Here is a 17,464-nt window from a genome sequence, read left to right on the forward strand (position 1 = left end):
AAAGAACTGGCCGGTTCTTTCTGCACGGAAGGATAATACAAGGCCGGGTAAGCGCAGGGTATGAACCGGAAACATGGGTAACACTTTAGACCGGATACATGGGTAACAGTTATAACTGGCATAGAAGAGGAGACTCGCTATGCCCTGGACTGAGACCCGACCTATGCAACGCCTTGATTTTATCCGTGCCTGCCATGCAGGTACGGACTCCTTCTCCGCTCTTTGCCGTCTTTTTGGCATCAGCCGTAAAACCGGCTATAAATGGCTTCAGCGTTTTGATCCCTCTGACCTGTCATCTCTCTCTGACCGGTCGCGCGCGCCACACTCCCACTCCCGGACGGTTCCTGATGATATCGCCGGACAGCTTACGGCCCTGAGGCAAAAATACCCTGACTGGGGTCCCAAAAAACTGCGGATGTGGCTGCTCAATCATCACGTCGATTTTACCGTCCCTGCTGCCAGCACTATCGGCGATATCCTCAAGCGTGAAGGCCTGGTTCCGGATAAAAAGCGAAAACGCAGAACCCCGGGCAATCGCCAGCCCCTGACCATCATCAGTGAGAACAATCAGGTCTGGAGCGCTGATTTTAAAGGCAAGTTCAGGCTGCTGAGCCGGGAATACTGCCATCCCTTCACCCTGACCGACAATCACAGCCGGTATCTTCTGAGCTGCCGGGGAACGGACCGGGAGAGCGAGCCCTTCGTCAGGCAGTGCCTGACGGATGCGTTCCTGGAGTACGGTCTGCCGGAAGTCCTGAGAACGGATAATGGTCAGCCGTTCGCGGGAACAGGTATTGCCGGGTTAAGTCGCCTTGCAGTCTGGCTGATAAAGCTGGGCATCAGACCGGAACGTATCAGAAAGGGGCATCCGGAAGAAAACGGCCGTCATGAGCGAATGCACCGCTCGCTGAAAAGTGCAGTGAAACAGGGCAACACCTTCATGACGATGGAAGAACAACAGCGGTGGTTCAGTGACTACCGGGAAGAATTTAACCACGAAAGACCGCATGAAGCCCTGGCGGGTGCAACGCCCGGAACGGTGTGGAAGCCCTCAGGCCGTCACTGGGATGGCAGGGTTCCTGAATATGCTTATCCGGAAGGCGGTACGGTCTACAGGGTGAAATCGAGGGGGACACTCTACATGGGGAAAAAGGGGACGGTGTTCCTGAGTGAAGCGCTGACTGATGAGTACATCATGCTGGAAGAACAAGATGATGGCCTTGAGGCCATCATCTTTAACGGAATAACGCTTGCGTACTATGACCGAAGAACCCAGAGTGTGCTCCGGATAGACTAAAAGTGTTACCTATGTTCCCGGTCTGATCTGTCACCTATGTATCCGGTCATACAGCAGCGCCACCCGGCAAAAAAGACGACTCGTTTGTTTACTCCAGCGCCAGCAGCGCGAAGCTCGCCAGCCAGTGCCCGCCGCTGTAGTGGCTGCCAACCACATGCTCAACGCTTGCCGTCAGGTGTTTCGCCACCGCCTCACGCAGCGCCTGCTGTGCCGGATGGTTAGCGGGAAGCGCTTTGGCAATATGCTTCATACACCACGCGCGGCTAAGGTTTAACCCGTCGAGATGGGCAATTTTCGGGTCGGTACGGTCGCTCACTTCCGCCGGGTTCATCAGCGCCGCAACGGAGGCGACATCCGGCAGAAACGCGTCAAACCAGGCCGGGAAGCCCTCCGACACCTTACTCATCAGCAGCGCTTCCGTCAGCGCGCCGGAAATGTACTCATCCCCGCCGGGCTCGTAGTGGGCAGGATAGCGCGTGTCGGCGCGATAAAACCGCTCCGCCGCCGTCACAATCGCCTGCTCAAGTGCGCTATCTTCTATGGCTCGGGCGTAGTCCAGCCCCAGCGCGAGGGCAAACGCCGTGTTGTAGTGCGTTCCGACGCGGATTGGATAGGTGAGCTTGCTGAGGTAATCCACCAGCCGGTTACGAATATCCCGGGTTAACGGCTCAAGCGTCCGGTACCAGCCTGCGGCCTGCGGCAGCGACGACTGTTTTAGCTCCTGGGCCAGTCCCAGCAGCCAGCCGTAGCCATACGGGCGCTCAAACGAGGCGCGGAATGGCGCGGCGAAATAGGCCAGCTCCTTCGCCACGTTCTCTACCGTCAGGTGCTCGTTGAAAAGCGCGACGATCTCGTCCCGGCTCGGCAGTTCCGGATAGAGGCGCACGCAGCGCAGCAGCAGCCAGTAACCGTGCACCGCCGAATGCCAGTCGAAACAGCCGTAGAAAATCGGGTGCAGTTCGCGAGGCGGCAGCACGTCGCCATCATCATTCAGCAGGTGCATGATGTGGTTCGGGTATTCCTGGCGCAAATAGGTCAAAGGCATGCGGGCAAACGCGTCAGCCTGATGTTGCGTTAATTCCATAACAGCTCCTTAGCGAAACACGAGGAAATACATGAGAAACACGTTCACCACCAGCAGGGTTAACGCGGTCGGGATCTGGATCTTGATCACCTGATATTTGTCTTTCAGCTCCAGCAACGCGGCGGGAACGATATTGAAGTTCGCGGCCATCGGCGTCATCAGCGTGCCGCAGTAGCCCGCGTACATGCCAATCGCCAGCAGCGGCGCCGGGTTGCCGTGATGCACGTTGATCAGAAACGGCAAGGCGATACCGGCACTTAACACCGGGAAGGCCGCAAAGGCATTCCCCATAATCATGGTAAACAGCGCCATCCCCACGCAGTAAATCACCACCAGCATAAAGCGGTTATCCGGGTTAACGAACAGGCTCACCACCTTCTGCACCGAATCACCGGTATTGGCCGCCACGAATACGCCGCCGAGCATGGCCAGCATCTGCGGCAGGATCACCGCCCAGCCGATGGTATCGACAAGACGACGAGACTGACGAATGGCATGCAGCGGCGTGCCTTTGGTCAGCCACCAGCCGGTGAGGATCGCCGCGACGCAGGCCACGCACAGCGCCGCCAGGGTGAGCTGTTTCTGGTCGAGCAGGAACACGCCGCCAACCGAAACCCCTTTCAGGAACAGGGTGCCGATAACCGTCACCACCGGGATCATCAGCGCGGGCAGGAACAGCCAGTTTTTGAGTCGATTAGACGACGCGACGCGCTCCTCCTCGGTGGACATTTTATAGTGCCCTTTCCCGACCAGGCCAAAGCCCGCCAGCAGCGCGATAGCGATAACGCCCCCGCCGATTATTCGGTACGCCAGCGATTTCCCCAGCTCCTGCACCATCAGGTCACCGAACAGGAAGATCCCACCGAATAAAAACCAGAACAGCGCGGTGGTAAAACGCTTCGGGTTGGCGCGATCGCGCAGGGTCATCACAACCAGCAGCATCACGACAAAGCCAATCAGGTAGTACACGCGGTTAATGGTGATAAGCGTCATCATTGCGCGGCCCCCTGTGTACCCTGCTCTGCACGCCAGGCCATAACGTCGCGACGGATGCTGGCATCCAGACGCAGCAGGCGCGTCATATGAATAATTAATGCCGCAATGGCGGTTGGGATAGCCCACAGGCCGATATGCAGCGGTTCGATGCCCGGAATACCGTTCTCTTTCAGGAACGCATCGATCAGCAGCACCGCCCCAAAGGCAATAAAGATATCTTCCCCAAAAAAGACCGCGATGTTGTCACACGCGGCGGCATGGGCTTTGATTTTGTCGCGGATGTGCTGCGGCAGCTCGCCGTATTCGTTCAGCGCCGCCCCTTCGGCCATTGGCGCCAGCAGCGGGCGCACCGTCTGGGCATGACCACCCAGCGACATCAGCCCCAGCGCGGCGGTACCTTCACGGGCGACAAAATAGAGCATCAGAATACGCGCCGAGGTGGCGCTGGCGATCTTCGCCACCCAGGCCTGGGCGCGCTCCTTGAGCCCGTAATATTCCAGCAGACCAATCACGGGCAGGATCAGAATGAAGGTCGCCAGCGAGCGGCTATTCACGAACTTTTCGCCAAAGGTCTCCAGCAGCATCCCGAAATCCATACCGACCAGCAGACCCGTCGCCAGCCCCGCCACCACGACCACCAGCAGCGGGTTGAAGCGCAGTGCAAAACCAATAACCACGATCGGTATCCCGATCAGCGGCAACAGCGTAGTACCGTCCATAACGTTTACCCTATCCAAAGTGAGCGTTGCGCGCCGACGGCTATTTTTTTAATTTGCGGCGAGCGATGTTGTGTTTTTCGCCAGGTTTTGCAAAACCTGCGCTAAAAAGCTATATCTGAACCTCAAAAACATGTAAACAAATTATCAATAAAATGTTCTTATTTTATCGATGAGTTTACATTTCTGGCTAAGGAACGTTATGACCTCGAAAAAGAGTGCTTCACCCGATCGCGACGATATCAACGATGGCCGGATCGTCTCTTCCCGCCATCTGGTGTCCGAGCGCTGCGCGGAACTGTCAGAGCTGGAGTACGCGCTGATCATGACCAGCAACGCGTTCAATAAATGGATGGTGCGCTGCATGACCGCAGCCGGAGAGCCTGATATGGGCGCCTTTGACGTCTCGCTGCTGCATCATGTGAACCACCGCGACCGCAAGAAAAAGCTGGCCGATATCTGTTTCGTTCTCAATGTGGAAGATACCCACGTGGTGACCTACGCCCTGAAAAAGCTGGTCAAAGCGGGCTACGTGACGAGCGAGAAAGCGGGCAAAGAGCTCTTTTTCTCCACTACCGAAGAAGGGAAAGCGTTGTGCATGAAGTACCGGGACGTGCGGGAAGCGTGCTTAATTGCGATACACGCGGAGAGCGGCATTGCCGGGAAGTCGATTGGCGAGACCGCACAGCTGTTACGCACGATCTCCTCCCTGTATGACACCGCCGCCCGCGCGGCGGCATCACTCTAAAGTTAAGGTCGTCTGAAGAGGGTAATACTGCGTCCAGCCAGTTCGTATTCTACGGTGTCGGTGATCGCTGTCCCGGCGGCAGCGTCATCTGCCGTAGACAGTTCCAGCACCCATCCCCCTTCGCCAAACTGCGGGATCTGGAAAGGCACGGTGCCTTCAAACGGGTTGAACAGCATCAGCACGTCGTGCCAGATGCCGTCCTCCTGCCTGAGATCCGGCCTGCTGATGGAGACCCCGAGCGTCGAGCCTTCATCCCACTGCTCGGTCTGCTGCGGACCGCCTCCGGCATTAAACCAGCGGATCTCCAGCCCGTCGCGCCAGCTTTCACGACGCAATAACGGCTGCGATGCGCGCAGGCCAATGAGCCGTCGGGTAAACTCACGCAGCGCGGCGTCGTTTTCGGATAGCCCCTTCCAGTCGATCCACGAGATCTCACTGTCCTGACAGTATCCATTGTTATTGCCCTTCTGCGTGCGGCCAAACTCGTCGCCCGCCAGCAGCATCGGCGTGCCGTGGGAAAACAGCAGCGTGGTCAGGAAGTTACGCTTCTGCCGCTCCCGGGTGGCGATGATGTCCGGATTTTCGGTTGGCCCTTCCTCGCCGTAGTTGTAAGAACGGTTATCATTATGCCCGTCGTTATTGTCCTCGCCGTTGTCGGCGTTATGCTTTTCGTTGTACGACACGAGGTCATTCAGCGTAAAGCCGTCGTGAGCGGTGATGAAGTTGACGCTGGCCCACGGACGACGCCCGCGCAGATCGTACAGATCCCCGGAGCCGAGCAGACGGGCGGCAAAGTCGGTGGAGACGTTATCGCCCTTCCAGTACTCGCGGACGGTATCGCGGTATTTGTCGTTCCACTCCCCCCAGCCCGGCGGGAAACCGCCGACCTGATATCCACCGGGGCCAATATCCCAGGGTTCGCCAATCAGCTTTAGCCTCGATAACACCGGATCCTGCGATATGGCATCGAAGAAACCGCCGCGCGGGTCAAACCCTTCGGGCTCGCGACCCAGTATCGTCCCCAGATCGAAACGAAAACCGTCAATGTGCATCGATTCCGCCCAGTAGCGCAGGGAATCCATTACCATCTGCAGCACGCGCGGGTGCGAGGTGTTCACCGTGTTTCCCGTCCCGGTGTCGTTGATGTAATACCGGTGCTGGTCCGGCAGGGTGCGGTAATAGCTGTAGTTATCAATCCCCTTAAACGAGAGCGTGGGGCCAAGCTCATTTCCTTCCGCCGTGTGGTTATACACCACGTCCAGAATCACCTCGATGCCCGCATCGTGATACGCGCGTACCATGTCGCGAAAGCCCTGGATCCCCGCCGGGCCGTAGTAGCGCGACGCCGGAGCAAAAAAGCCGAGCGTGTTATAGCCCCAGAAGTTCTTCAGGCCACGGTCGAGCAGGTGCTGATCGTCAGGGAACCAGTGAACCGGCAGCAGCTCCACCGAGGTGATGCCAAGACTCTTGATGTAGTCGACCGAGGCTTTGTGCCCCATCCCCTCAAACGTTCCGCGCAGCTCGGGCGGAATGGCCGGGTTCATCTGGGTAAAGCCCTTCACGTGGCTCTCATAGACAACGGTATGCGGCCAGGGCACGTTGGGCCGGCTGTTGTCCTGCCAGTCAAAGGCGTCCGGGTCGATGACCTTGCATTTCGGCGTGAACGGCGCGCTGTCGCGCGTGTCAAAACTGAGGTCCAGTTCATCATGCCCCAGCTCATAGCCGAAATGGGCATCGTTCCAGTCGATATCGCCCACCAGTTCGCGGGCGTAGGGGTCGATAAGCAGCTTGTGCGGGTTGAAGCGATGACCGTTTTCCGGGTCGTAAGGGCCGTAGACGCGATAGCCGTACAGCGCACCGGGCTTCAGATCGGGCACATAGCCGTGCCAGACCTCATGGGTATATTCCGGCAGTTCCAGCCGGGCTATTTCGGTTTTCCCGGACGGGTCAAACAGACAGAGCTCCACCCGCTCGGCGTGAGCGGAGAACAGCGCGAAGTTGACCCCTTTCCCGTCATAATTAGCACCCAACTGCTGGCCATGACCGGCCCGAATTTCAAACGTAGTATCCTTTGCCATTTTCGTTCTCCACGATTATTCGCAGGTAAGCAGAACCAGTACACATCCCTTTTCTGACGTTAAATCCAGCGTCTCTTGCAGAATGCGGCTTCCACCGCTGAACAGATCCCGATAGCGCTTCCCGGCCAGTTCGTCGGGTATCGCTACCGTGGTATTAACCCACAGCGTTTCGTTACCGTTGACACCAAAAACCAGACGCGGCACGGCAACAATCAGCGCTTCGTCGTCCTTAACGCGCGCATAGGCAATCAGGTTCTCCTCGCGCTCACCGGAAACCTTAAGCGGCAGCCAGTCGCCATAGCGGAAAAGCGCGGCGTAATGCGGTCTAAGCCGCAGCAGCGTGGCGGTAACAAACTGTTTGACGCGCCCGTCTCGCCAGCAGGCCGGGTTGTCAAACACCGTGGCATCCGCCGCGCTGAGGTTGTGCACCAGGGTCGGGAAGTCCGGCTCCCGTCGGTTATCCGGGTCGACCAGGCTAAAGTTGAGCGCCTCGCTGCCCTGATAGATATCCGGCACGCCGGGAGCCGTCAGCTTGATCACCGTCTGGCTGAGGCTGTTCATCAGCCCGGCCCGGATAAAGGGCTGCATCGCCTCGCTGAAATCATGCAGGAACAGGGTGTTGTCCGGCGAGAGCAGATGCCGCGCGTAGCTCAACACCACGCTCTCATAGCTCTCGTTGCTGTCGATCCAGTCGGTGCGCTGTTTTGCCTCGCGCAGCGCTTTCTCGAGGAAGCCAAGGAAACGTTCTTCCAGTGATTTCAGCCCGTCGGCGTCGTCCGGTGACAGCGTGGCGGGCCAGACGCCCGCCAGCGCCTGATAGATCATCCAGGTATCGGCGGCGTTTGGCGCGGTACCGTCATTGAGAAAACGCACCTGGGTCTGGTTCATCTGTCGCCAGCGGGCCAGGTTGTCACCCCACCGTTCCGGCGCCTCCGTCAGGGTGTAGAGACGCGCCCGGGCATCTTCCCCGCGCTTGGTATCGTGCGTGGAGGTACCCAGCAGCGCGTCGGGCTGACGGGCGAGGCGAATGCGCATCTCCTGGTGGAAGCGGGATAACGAAAACGCGCGCGGCGTCGGGTCGGCGCCCACTTCATTGAGCGCCAGCTCCAGGTTGTGGCGGAAGAACAGCGTGTCCTCCACCGACTTCGCCATCAGCGGCCCGGTTAGCTGCTGGAAGCGGGTTCTGAAAAGCGCGGCGGACTCGCGACACGCTTGCGGCAGGTCGCCGGTAAGAATGCGCACAATCAGGCTCAGCGCCGCTTCAGACGTCTCCACGCTGGCGACCACGCGGTTAAGCAGCGCCACGTCCGGCGGGGTTAATCCCTCCCGGGTGCCGTAGGTACGGTAGACCGGAAAGGCGATAAGCAGCTCGCGCAGCGCGTGGCGGATATCCTCGCGCGGCAGCGCAACCTCATTGCGGCGGGCCAGATCGTCAGCAAGGTTTAGCAGCGTGGTGAATTCACCCTCAAAATTGCGGTCGGTCATCAGGCCTTTGGCATCGCGCAGCTCAGCGTGCCGATCGACCGTTATTCCCAGCGTCTCGTCGTGGATGGTCTCCAGGCGCGGCAGGTTAGCGTCGTCGACCAGCACTTCCGCCAGCGAGGCGATAAACTCGTAGCCGGTGGTGCCGGATACCGGCCAGTCTGAGGGGAGCTGTTCTCCCCGGGCGAGAATTTTTTCAACCGTGATGTAGCAGTTGGGTCCGGTTTCCTGCCGCAGGCGCTGCAGATAGCCCAGCGGATCGGCCAGGCCGTCGACGTGGTCAATGCGCAGGCCGTCCACCACGCCCGCGTGAACCAGCGCCAGGATCAGCCGGTGTGAATCGTCGAAGACCGCGTCATCTTCAACCCGAACGCCGACCAGCCCGGTGATCTCAAAGAAGCGCCGCCACGAGAGCTGCTTCGGCGCCTCCCGCCAGGACATCAGCCGCCAGCTTTGCGCGTCATGCAGTTCGGCGATGCTCTTATCCTCGCTGTATGTACCCGGGTTGAGCGGATACTCGGCGTCATAGTAGACCAGCGCGGCCTTTTTAGTGACAGGGTCACGTCTTAGGGTGATGGCACCCTTCTCCAGCTCCGCTTCAAAGGTGTCGCCGAGAAACGGCAGCGTTAGCGGGCGCGACCCGTCGATATCGAAATAGCGGAAATAGCGGCTCTGCTGGCCGTATTCAATCACGTCCCGCCACCAGGGGTTTTCCAACGAGGTCGACATATGGTTCGGGACGATATCCAGAATCAGCCCCATACCGGCCTGCTTAAGCGCCGCGGCCATGCGGTCGAAACCGTCTCGTCCGCCAATCGCGGGGTCAATTTCATTCGGGTTGGTGATGTCATAGCCGTGGGTGGAACCCGCTGCGGCGGTAAACACGGGCGACGCGTAGAGATGGCTGATGCCGAGATCTTTCAGATACGGCACCAGCGCCGCAACGCGGTCAAAGGTCATGCCGTTACGGAACTGAATACGGTACGTGGCGGAAGGGATCATAACGATGCTTCTCCATCAGCAAAGCGAACGACGATACCGTTCGGCGGTAAAACGTCTGTGACTTCAGGTCTGGCAAAGCGCGTCTCACCCGCGAGAACGGGCAGCGCGACGGGTTTACTACCGATATTGAGCGCCAGAGAGAGCGTCCCCGACGGGAAGCGCCAGCTCACCGCCACCATGCCGGGCGCGGTCTTGATCACCTTGCCCTGAACGGTGCCGCCATGACGCAGAAGCGGAACGATATGGCGATGACGCAGCGTCAGCAGGTGGCGCGTGAAGCGCAGCCACGTTTTACCTTCCTCGGTGGCAATCTTATTCCAGTCGAGCTTTGAGCGAACAAAGGTGTTCACGTCATTCGGGTCCGGGACGGTTTCATCGTGCCCGGCGTGGCCGGTAAACTCTTTTGCGCGCCCTTCCCGCACAGCCTTTGCCAGATCGCCGTGAAAATCGGTGAAAAACAGGAACGGATGCGTTTCCCCAAACTCCTCGCCCATAAACAGCAGCGGGATATGGGGGGAAAGCAGCAGCGCGGCAAGCAGCACCCGCGTCTTATCGGCACCGGCCAGGGTGATAAGCCGCTCGCCCTGGGCGCGATTCCCGGTCTGATCGTGGTTCTGAATAAAATCGACGAAGAACTGCGGCGGCTGCGTCTGACACTCCACCCCGCGGGATTCACCGGTTTGCAGCGAAATCTCGCCCTGGTAGACAAAGCCTTCCGCCAGTGCCCGGGCGAATTTTTTCTCCGGCTCAAAGGCAAAATCCTGGTAGTAGGCGTGCGTTTCGCCGGTGGCAAATACGTGGGCGGCATTGTGGAAGTCATCATTCCACTCGGCGGTGAACAGCGGCGTGTTGCCCTGGTCATCGCGCGGATGCAGAAAAATCACGTTGCGGCTGTCTTCCGTGGTCAGGTGAACGTGACGGTGCGGGATCGTCTCGCGGATCTTCTCTGCTATCTCTTCAAGAATGTGCGTCCCGGAGGTGTCTTTAATCTGGTCGATGGCATCAAAACGCAGCCCATCCAGACGATACTCCGTCAGCCAGTAAAGCGGCGCGTCGGTAATGTACTGCCTCACCGGCTCCCTCTCATAGGCGATGCCGTTACCCCAGGGCGTGGTACGATCCGCATCGAAAAACCCTGGTGACAGCAGGGGCAGATAGTTCCCCTCGGGACCGAAGTGGTTGAGCACGATATCCAGCACCACGGAAAGCCCCAGTCCGTGAGCCGCGTCAATAAGCGCGTGGAAATCCTCCGGCGTACCGTAGGCGGCGTGCGGGGCATACAGCAGCACGCCGTCATACCCCCAGCCGCGGGTTCCGCCAAACTGGGAGACCGGCATCACTTCAAGCTGGGTAATACCGAGCTCTGCCAGATAAGGCAGCTTGTCGATGGCCGCCCGGAAGGTGCCCTCCGGGGTAAAGGTGCCAACGTGCAGTTCATAGATAACCGTCTCTTCCCACGGCCGCCCTGTCCAGTCCCGGTTGAGTGGCTGATAGCGTCGGGGATCGATTACGACGGAGGGGCCGTTAACCTCGCCTTTTTGCGCGCGAGAGGCAGGATCGGGCACCGTCATGCCGTCCTGAAGAACAAATTGATATTCTGCACCGTGCGTGACGCCGGGCACATCAGCCTGGAACCAGCCGTCGCCGGTTGCCGTCATCGGCACGTCGGCGATAGCCAGACGTACCGTAAGTTCTTTCTGTCCTTCTGCCCAGACGCGAAAACGTACAACGTCATCGGAAATAAACTCAGCACCCCACTGCTTTTGAAATGTCCTGAATTCCATTCATTGTCCTCGAATGACCCACATTTTACGCGGAACGAAGTACAAGCTTAGTTCAGGATTAAAAGTGTGTTAGCCCAGCGGATTTAACCGCTTCGTCTATTCTTTACCGGAAAAAGACGAAGTCGCCCTGTTCTGGTATTACATGCTGGCCTGGCGGCGCAGCCTTCATATTTCTGTCATTGAATTTCATTACGCTTTCGGGATTAACCACGGTGTTGAGGAAAGAAGTGTGAATTCAATGGCTAAGGCATTACTGCTGGCATTACCTGTTTTGAGTGCAACCGCAGCGGCGACGGCCGCCGGGCACGACCTGTGTGAACCCAAAGCGTACGAAATGGCGCTGCGCTATCAGCAGAAATCGGCAGAGATTATGGCTCTTCAGCTGCAGACGTATCGGTTTGCCACCGAGCGTTTCAACGAAAAGTTAAAAGACCTGAAAACGCCTGAAAATTACGCCGTGGTAATGGATCTGGATGAAACGGTACTGGATAACACCCCTCTGTTGGTGCGCGACACGGAGCAGTGTCACGACTATACAAAATGGGACACCTGGAGCGACTGGGAGAAACAGGGTAAACCTGGCTTAATTCCGGGCGCGAAGGCGTTTCTTGACCACGTGAATCAAAGCAAGGTCCGTATCTATTATGTCTCGGACCGCATGCAGGAAAATAAAGCCGACACGCTGAAGACGTTAAAAACTCTCGGCCTTCCGCAGGTGTCTGACGAAAGCGTGCTGCTGGATACGGTCAGCAAGGAAGAGCGTCGCCAGAGCATCCTCAAAAAACAGCAGATCGTGATGCTGTTTGGCGACAGCCTGCCGGATTTCGCCGTGCAGTTTAAAAACAAAAAGCCGAGCGAGCAGCAGCGTGAGCTGGTTGAGGCCAGCGCGGAACACTTCGGCAACGACTGGATTGTGCTGCCAAATGCCGCTTATGGTTCCTGGTCCAAAGCTACGCCGGACAGCTGGAACGCACCGCTGAAAAAATAGCGTTTTACGGGCCGGGAAAGGCATCACCGCCACCCGGCTTCTTCGCTGTGTTATCCACTGTATTTATAGGTCCTATCATTTCTGGGCAGGTTCTTATAATTTTACGAAGAAGTAAGATGAGCACTTTCAAAGGAGACTCGTATGCTTACCGTGAAAAAACTTGCCCTGTCCACGCTTATTTCCAGTTCATTGCTTTTCTACCCTGCGCTACAGGCGTCGGCAGAGACGCCCCAGCACGTCGTTAAACAACCGGCGGGCGGATACAGCGTTCAGGTCGGCGACGTTCTGGTTACCTCGTTTACGGACGGGACCGTCGCGCAGGATCTGCATAAGCTGCTGCGCAGGACAACGCCGCAACAAATCGATACATTGCTGGCCAAAAACTTCCAGACCAACCCGCCTGAGGTGTCCATCAACGCCTTCCTGATTTCGATGCCCGGGCATAAAATTCTGGTGGATACGGGCTCAGGCCAGCTTTTTGGCCCCGGCAACGGCGGACGTCTGATTGAGAGCCTCGCCACGCAAGGGATTAAACCCGAGGACATTACTGAAGTCCTGCTGACCCACGCCCACTCCGATCATGCTGGCGGCCTGGTGAAAGACGGCAAGGTGGTGTTCAGCAATGCGCGCGTTTTTGTTGGCAAACCAGACATCGACTTTTTCTTTAACGACGACAATCAGAAAAAAACCGGCTACGACAAGAATTACTTTACCGTCGCGCAGAAGACCTTAAAGCCCTATCTTGATGCCGGCAAAGTGGTGCCGTTTAGCGGCACCTCTGACCTTCTTCCAGGCATTACCGGCACGGTTCATCCCGGCCATACGCCGGGTTCAGCCTTCTACACTCTGACAAGCAAAGGCGAGAAGATCACCTTTGTCGGTGACATCATTCATGCCGCGGCTGTTCAGTTCCCGCAGCCCGACGTGACCATTACCTACGATGAAGATCAGAACAAAGCGGCAAGCGTGCGCGAACATGCGTTTGCGGACTTTGTGAAAAATAAAGACCTGGTCGCCGCGCCCCATCTGCCGTTCCCGGGTATCGGCTATGTCACCAACGGCGAAAACGGCGGCTATGCCTGGGTTCCTGTCACCTATACCAACCGGGACGCCAGCAGCGCGAAATAAGATGACGCCCCTCTCTGGCATGGACATAGACCTGATCCTGACCCTGGACGCCCTGCTTCAGGACAGGAATATCACCCATGCGGCCGCGCGGCTTGGCATCAGCCAGCCCGCGCTGTCCGCCCGTCTAGCGCGTCTGCGAATACTGTTTGGCGAACCGTTGTTTATCCCCTCCCCACACGGACGTGGGGTGTTACCCACGCCGAGAGCGGAAGCGCTTAAGCCTCAGGTAGAGAGCGTGCTGCGCGGCATCAGCGCGATGTTTGCCCCCACCACGTTTGATGCCCCCACCAGCCGCCGAACCTTTGTGATCGCTCTGCATGAAAACCCGGCGCTGATGCTGGGCACAGGGCTGCTTAACCAGGTGAGCACCGATGCTCCCGGTATCCGCCTGCGCTTCGCCCTGCCGGAGATGGTCGAACTGCCGCAGCAGTTGGAAAATGGTGATGTCGATATCTACATCGGCGTGAGCGCGGGTGCTCATGACGGCTGGGTCAGACGTAAACTGCTCGACGACGCGTTTGCCACCGCCCAGCGTAAAGACCATCCGCGCGGGACCGGTGCGTTAGACCTGGAAAGCTACTGCGCGCTTTCTCATCTGGTGGTGTCATCGGCGGGGGATCCGTTTACCGGCTTTGTCGATCAAACCCTGGCCGGGCTGGGCTATCAGCGACACGTCGCGATGTCCACGCAGAGCTATGCCATGGCGCCTGCGCTTGTCGCTGGAACTGACCTGTTATGCACCCTGCCGGAACGGATGCTGCAACAGTTTGCCAGCACGCTGGATATTTTTCCGCCGCCGCTGCCGCTCCAGCCGATTACCATTTACATGTACTGGCACCCGAAAAACAGTCAGGATCCAGCGAGCGCCTGGCTACGCGAGCAGTTGCTGCAGGCGGCCGGACGTCAGGCGTGATCGTGACCTTTACGACCCGTCGTTACAGGCGGGGTTTCTTTGGTCTGTTTGAAGACTTACTTTTCGGCGTAGCCCAGGGATCATCATAACCCGGCAGTGGCGCCGTACGCGTCAGTCCCCCCCATGGAGAAAGATGTTTCTTTATAGATGACGGTAATTTGTTGGTTAAGAGATATTCTTCCAGGAGAATCATTTCTGTCAGGGGCTCTATCACCAGTGATTTCGCCAGGCTTTTTAAAAAATGACCATAATTATTTTCAGTTATTTTCCTGTATTGTTCCAGTGTTGGTTTTACTCTTTTAATAACATTGAGTAGCGTTGCTCGGGAAGGAAATAGCTCAGCGAGTTTTACCAGACCCTCTTTGAAATAACCCACCTCGTTATTACCAACAAGTTTAAGATCAATCACCTCTTTCAGCGCAAGATAGATTCCAAGGCTGGATTTTATTTCACCCTTGAACTTCAGGTATGTTTTGGGAATACCAAACTGAACGTCATCATATTCTGGCGCGTGGACAAATACCCATTCATCCATTCCTTCTATCTCATATTTACGGCTTGTTTCAATGGCGGACAGGGTATCGTAAAGACTGATTAACGTGAGTTTTGAGAGAAGGGTGCAAACGTCGGGATTGATAATAAGGGGCTGTGCATGGTCCGGGACAGGATCAACAACGTTGATGGAGATCTCATTACCGGCATCTATCGACGTGTGTGAACAAACGAAGGTGATGATATCTTCTGGCTCTCCATCTTTACGGACAATCTGAGTGACACTGTCTAGTTGTGCGATCGCCTCTTCTATCCTTTGCCATCGAGAAGTATGTCCTCCACCTTTACTCTCAAATACATGCCATTTACCCTTGTGCGTTTCAATAAGATAATCAGGTGTTTTTCGCTTCTCCTTATCCGGGTAAAACTGCAAAGAGGCTTTCTTAATCAGCCCTGCGTGAATAAAATGTGCTATCTGCTCATGTCTGGACGTTAGCCAGTAAATTGCCGATTGATAGCAGAAAAAACCGCCGAGGATAAATGATATGGTTGATTTTTCGGAGGCCTCGATACATTGGTAAAAACTTTGAATTTTGAATGCTTTGTTTTTACTTATCACAACACATGACCCTGCAAGCTTTAATCTGGCGCAGGTATACAAGCCAATCGACTTATAAATGTTTTCATTTAAAATAGCCTCACCCGTCCAGTCTATACACTGCGAGTATCCACATTCCAGTGCGCCTGGCGTAGCATACAATCGTGTTTCAGCGATAAGTTTTTCTTCAGGTTTCGTCATGCCCTCCTCTGGGGTATAAAAAACGCAAACCTTCTCATAAGACGGGTAATGAACTATTTTGGTAATCCCTTCTTTCTCATTGCTTGCTTTTATCGCATCAATTTCTTTTTTTTCGTTTTCCCTTGTAATCAAGGACTGTTCCGAAACCTCAAGCCAGGTAAAGACGTTCCCATTTTCATTCATAATCATTTTTCCCGAACGCAAATTGCAGGTTATTGAGCCACCATTATTATACCGTTCTGGATAAAATTCATGACGCTAAAATAAGGTAGGTTTGTTGCCGCTTCCTCCACTTTCTTGTACCCTTTCACCGGTAACCCTGCCCCCATTAACATTGAGACATCCGGACACCTATGACTGCACACATTTCTAACGATCCTTTGCATGGCGTAACGCTGGAGATGATGGTCAACGCCCTGGTGGCGAAATATGGCTGGAGCGAGTTGGGCGACCGAATTAAAATTAACTGTTTCAGAAAAGATCCCAGCGTTAAATCGAGCCTGAAATTTCTGCGCCGCACCCCGTGGGCGCGCGCGGAAGTGGAAGCCCTGTATCTGGACTCCCTCAACGATGAGGTGAGCACTGAACAGGCGGAGCCCGCCTTTAATCCCTGGGCCAACAGTCGGATTATCAAGAGCTAATACGCAAATGACGCGACACGTAAAACGGATTGGTGCGCTGGCTGGCTGCGCGCTTTTACTTGTGAGCTGCTCCTCAAAACCACCCAAATCACTGGTTACCCCTCTCCCCACCGTGAGCAAACCGACGCAGCAGGCCAACGAGCCGATGCGCGGGATTTGGCTGGCAACCGTCTCTCGTCTCGACTGGCCGCCGGTGGCCTCGGTGAATGGCCGCAGCGCTGACCAGCGCATCGCGATGCAAAAGCAGGCGCTGACCAGCAAGCTCGACAACCTTAAACACCTCGGTATTAACACGGTGTTTTTCCAGGTGAAGCCGGACAGCACGGCCCTCTGGTCATCCAAAATTTTACCGTGGTCGGATATGCTGACGGGCAACGTCGGCGAATATCCAGGATACGATCCGCTGCAGTTTATGCTGGATGAAGCGCACAAGCGCGGTATGAAGGTCCATGCCTGGTTCAACCCGTACCGCGTGTCGACCAACACTAAACCGTCAACCATCGCCGCTCTGAACCGGACCTCATATCAGACCCCGTCCAGCGTCTATGTCCAGCACCCGGAGTGGGTGCGCGTCTCGGGCGACCGCTTTGTTCTCGACCCCGGTATTCCGGAGGTGCGGGACTGGATCACCCGCGTGGTCACCGAAGTGGTGGCAAACTACGCGGTAGACGGCGTGCAGTTTGATGATTACTTTTACGTCGAATCGCCGGGGTCCGCGCTCAATGATTCGCAGACCTGGCGGCAGTACGGTCAGGGATTTGCCTCAAAGGCAGACTGGCGAAGACACAACACGCAGCAGCTGATCGTCCAGGTTTCACGCGCGATTAAACAGACCAAGCCCGACGTTGAGTTCGGCGTCAGCCCGGCGGGCGTGTGGCGTAACCGCTCCTTTGACCCGGCAGGATCCGACACCCGCGGCGCCGCGGCCTATGATGAGTCCTACGCCGATACGCGGCAGTGGGTGCAGCAGGGCCTGCTGGACTACATCGCTCCGCAGATTTACTGGCCCTTCTCGCGGGATGCCGCGCGCTACGACGTGCTGACCAAATGGTGGGCCGACGTCGTGAAGCCGACCCACACTCGCCTGTATATTGGCATTGCGTTCTACAAGGTGGGCGAGCCGTCGAGAAATGAGCCGGACTGGACGGTTCAGGGCGGCGTGCCGGAGCTGAAAAAACAGCTCGATCTCAACGATTCGCTGCCCAACGTGAACGGCACCATCCTGTTCCGGGAAGATTACCTGAACCAGCCGCAGACGCAGCAGGCGGTGAACTACCTGAAAGGACGCTGGGGAAGCTAAGAGACTATCAGGCAGA

The 17,464-nt window shown here is 56.8% G+C and carries 14 protein-coding genes; 7 read left to right on the forward strand and 7 right to left on the reverse strand.

All coding sequences use genetic code 11. From position 1 onward, the window contains the following. Positions 1-139: 139 nt before the first annotated feature. Positions 140-1,297, forward strand: coding sequence for a DDE-type integrase/transposase/recombinase (locus tag V1566_RS14720; RefSeq protein ID WP_395303785.1), 1,158 nt, complete (start codon positions 140-142; stop codon positions 1,295-1,297). An 88-nt stretch (positions 1,298-1,385) separates the two neighbouring features. Here V1566_RS14720 and V1566_RS14725 read toward each other — a convergent pair whose 3' ends face one another. Genes V1566_RS14725 through V1566_RS14735 form a run of 3 tightly spaced genes read right to left on the reverse strand, consistent with a single transcriptional unit; the run spans position 1,386 to position 4,096 of the window. After that, entirely contained in the window at positions 1,386-2,381 is a 996-nt protein-coding gene (locus V1566_RS14725) for a DUF2891 domain-containing protein (protein ID WP_395303786.1), read from the reverse strand. A 9-nt stretch (positions 2,382-2,390) separates the two neighbouring features. Then, on the reverse strand, positions 2,391-3,377 hold the full coding sequence (locus V1566_RS14730; protein ID WP_395303787.1) for a DUF979 domain-containing protein: 987 nt from the start codon (positions 3,375-3,377) through the stop codon (positions 2,391-2,393). Continuing rightward, entirely contained in the window at positions 3,374-4,096 is a 723-nt protein-coding gene (locus V1566_RS14735) for a DUF969 domain-containing protein (RefSeq protein ID WP_047653331.1), read from the reverse strand. Before V1566_RS14735 ends, V1566_RS14730 begins: the two co-directional genes overlap by 4 nt. 199 nt (positions 4,097-4,295) lie before the next feature. Here V1566_RS14735 and V1566_RS14740 point away from each other — a divergent pair, with 199 nt between their 5' ends. After that, positions 4,296-4,841: a winged helix DNA-binding protein gene (locus V1566_RS14740; RefSeq protein WP_023311843.1), complete on the forward strand. Its 546-nt coding sequence runs from the start codon at positions 4,296-4,298 to the stop codon at positions 4,839-4,841. A 2-nt stretch (positions 4,842-4,843) separates the two neighbouring features. Here V1566_RS14740 and glgX read toward each other — a convergent pair whose 3' ends face one another. From glgX to treZ, 3 genes are read right to left on the reverse strand one after another with little or no spacing between them, the layout of a single operon-like run. After that, positions 4,844-6,919, reverse strand: coding sequence for a glycogen debranching protein GlgX (gene glgX, locus V1566_RS14745; RefSeq protein ID WP_395303788.1), 2,076 nt, complete (start codon positions 6,917-6,919; stop codon positions 4,844-4,846). Between the two features lie 15 nt (positions 6,920-6,934). Next, the gene (gene treY / locus V1566_RS14750) at positions 6,935-9,403 is read right to left on the reverse strand and encodes a malto-oligosyltrehalose synthase (RefSeq protein WP_395303789.1); all 2,469 of its coding nucleotides are present in this window, start codon (positions 9,401-9,403) and stop codon (positions 6,935-6,937) included. Continuing rightward, on the reverse strand, positions 9,400-11,187 hold the full coding sequence (gene treZ / locus V1566_RS14755) for a malto-oligosyltrehalose trehalohydrolase (RefSeq protein WP_395303790.1): 1,788 nt from the start codon (positions 11,185-11,187) through the stop codon (positions 9,400-9,402). Before treZ ends, treY begins: the two co-directional genes overlap by 4 nt. Positions 11,188-11,425: 238 nt before the next feature. Here treZ and V1566_RS14760 point away from each other — a divergent pair, with 238 nt between their 5' ends. The 3 genes from V1566_RS14760 to V1566_RS14770 all read left to right on the forward strand — a co-directional run bounded on the left by V1566_RS14760 (position 11,426) and on the right by V1566_RS14770 (position 14,216). Beyond that, positions 11,426-12,175: a 5'-nucleotidase, lipoprotein e(P4) family gene (locus V1566_RS14760; RefSeq protein WP_395303791.1), complete on the forward strand. Its 750-nt coding sequence runs from the start codon at positions 11,426-11,428 to the stop codon at positions 12,173-12,175. A 141-nt stretch (positions 12,176-12,316) separates the two neighbouring features. Further along, entirely contained in the window at positions 12,317-13,303 is a 987-nt protein-coding gene (locus V1566_RS14765; RefSeq protein WP_395303792.1) for an MBL fold metallo-hydrolase, read from the forward strand. 1 nt (position 13,304) lies between these two features. Next, positions 13,305-14,216, forward strand: a complete 912-nt coding sequence (locus V1566_RS14770) for a LysR family transcriptional regulator (protein WP_395303793.1) — start codon at positions 13,305-13,307, stop codon at positions 14,214-14,216. Between the two features lie 22 nt (positions 14,217-14,238). Here the strand turns inward: V1566_RS14770 and V1566_RS14775 are convergent, their stop codons facing one another. After that, positions 14,239-15,696: a hypothetical protein gene (locus V1566_RS14775; protein WP_395303794.1), complete on the reverse strand. Its 1,458-nt coding sequence runs from the start codon at positions 15,694-15,696 to the stop codon at positions 14,239-14,241. A 164-nt stretch (positions 15,697-15,860) separates the two neighbouring features. On the opposite strand from V1566_RS14775, the gene V1566_RS14780 reads away from it, so the two are divergent. Continuing rightward, positions 15,861-16,148: a VF530 family DNA-binding protein gene (locus V1566_RS14780; RefSeq protein WP_010431276.1), complete on the forward strand. Its 288-nt coding sequence runs from the start codon at positions 15,861-15,863 to the stop codon at positions 16,146-16,148. A gap of 7 nt (positions 16,149-16,155) precedes the next feature. Beyond that, entirely contained in the window at positions 16,156-17,448 is a 1,293-nt protein-coding gene (locus V1566_RS14785) for a glycoside hydrolase family 10 protein (RefSeq protein WP_395303795.1), read from the forward strand. The last annotated feature ends 16 nt before the right edge of the window (positions 17,449-17,464 follow it).

The organism is Enterobacter sp. ECC-019 (assembly GCF_043974075.1).
Lineage (GTDB): Bacteria > Pseudomonadota > Gammaproteobacteria > Enterobacterales > Enterobacteriaceae > Enterobacter > Enterobacter asburiae_D.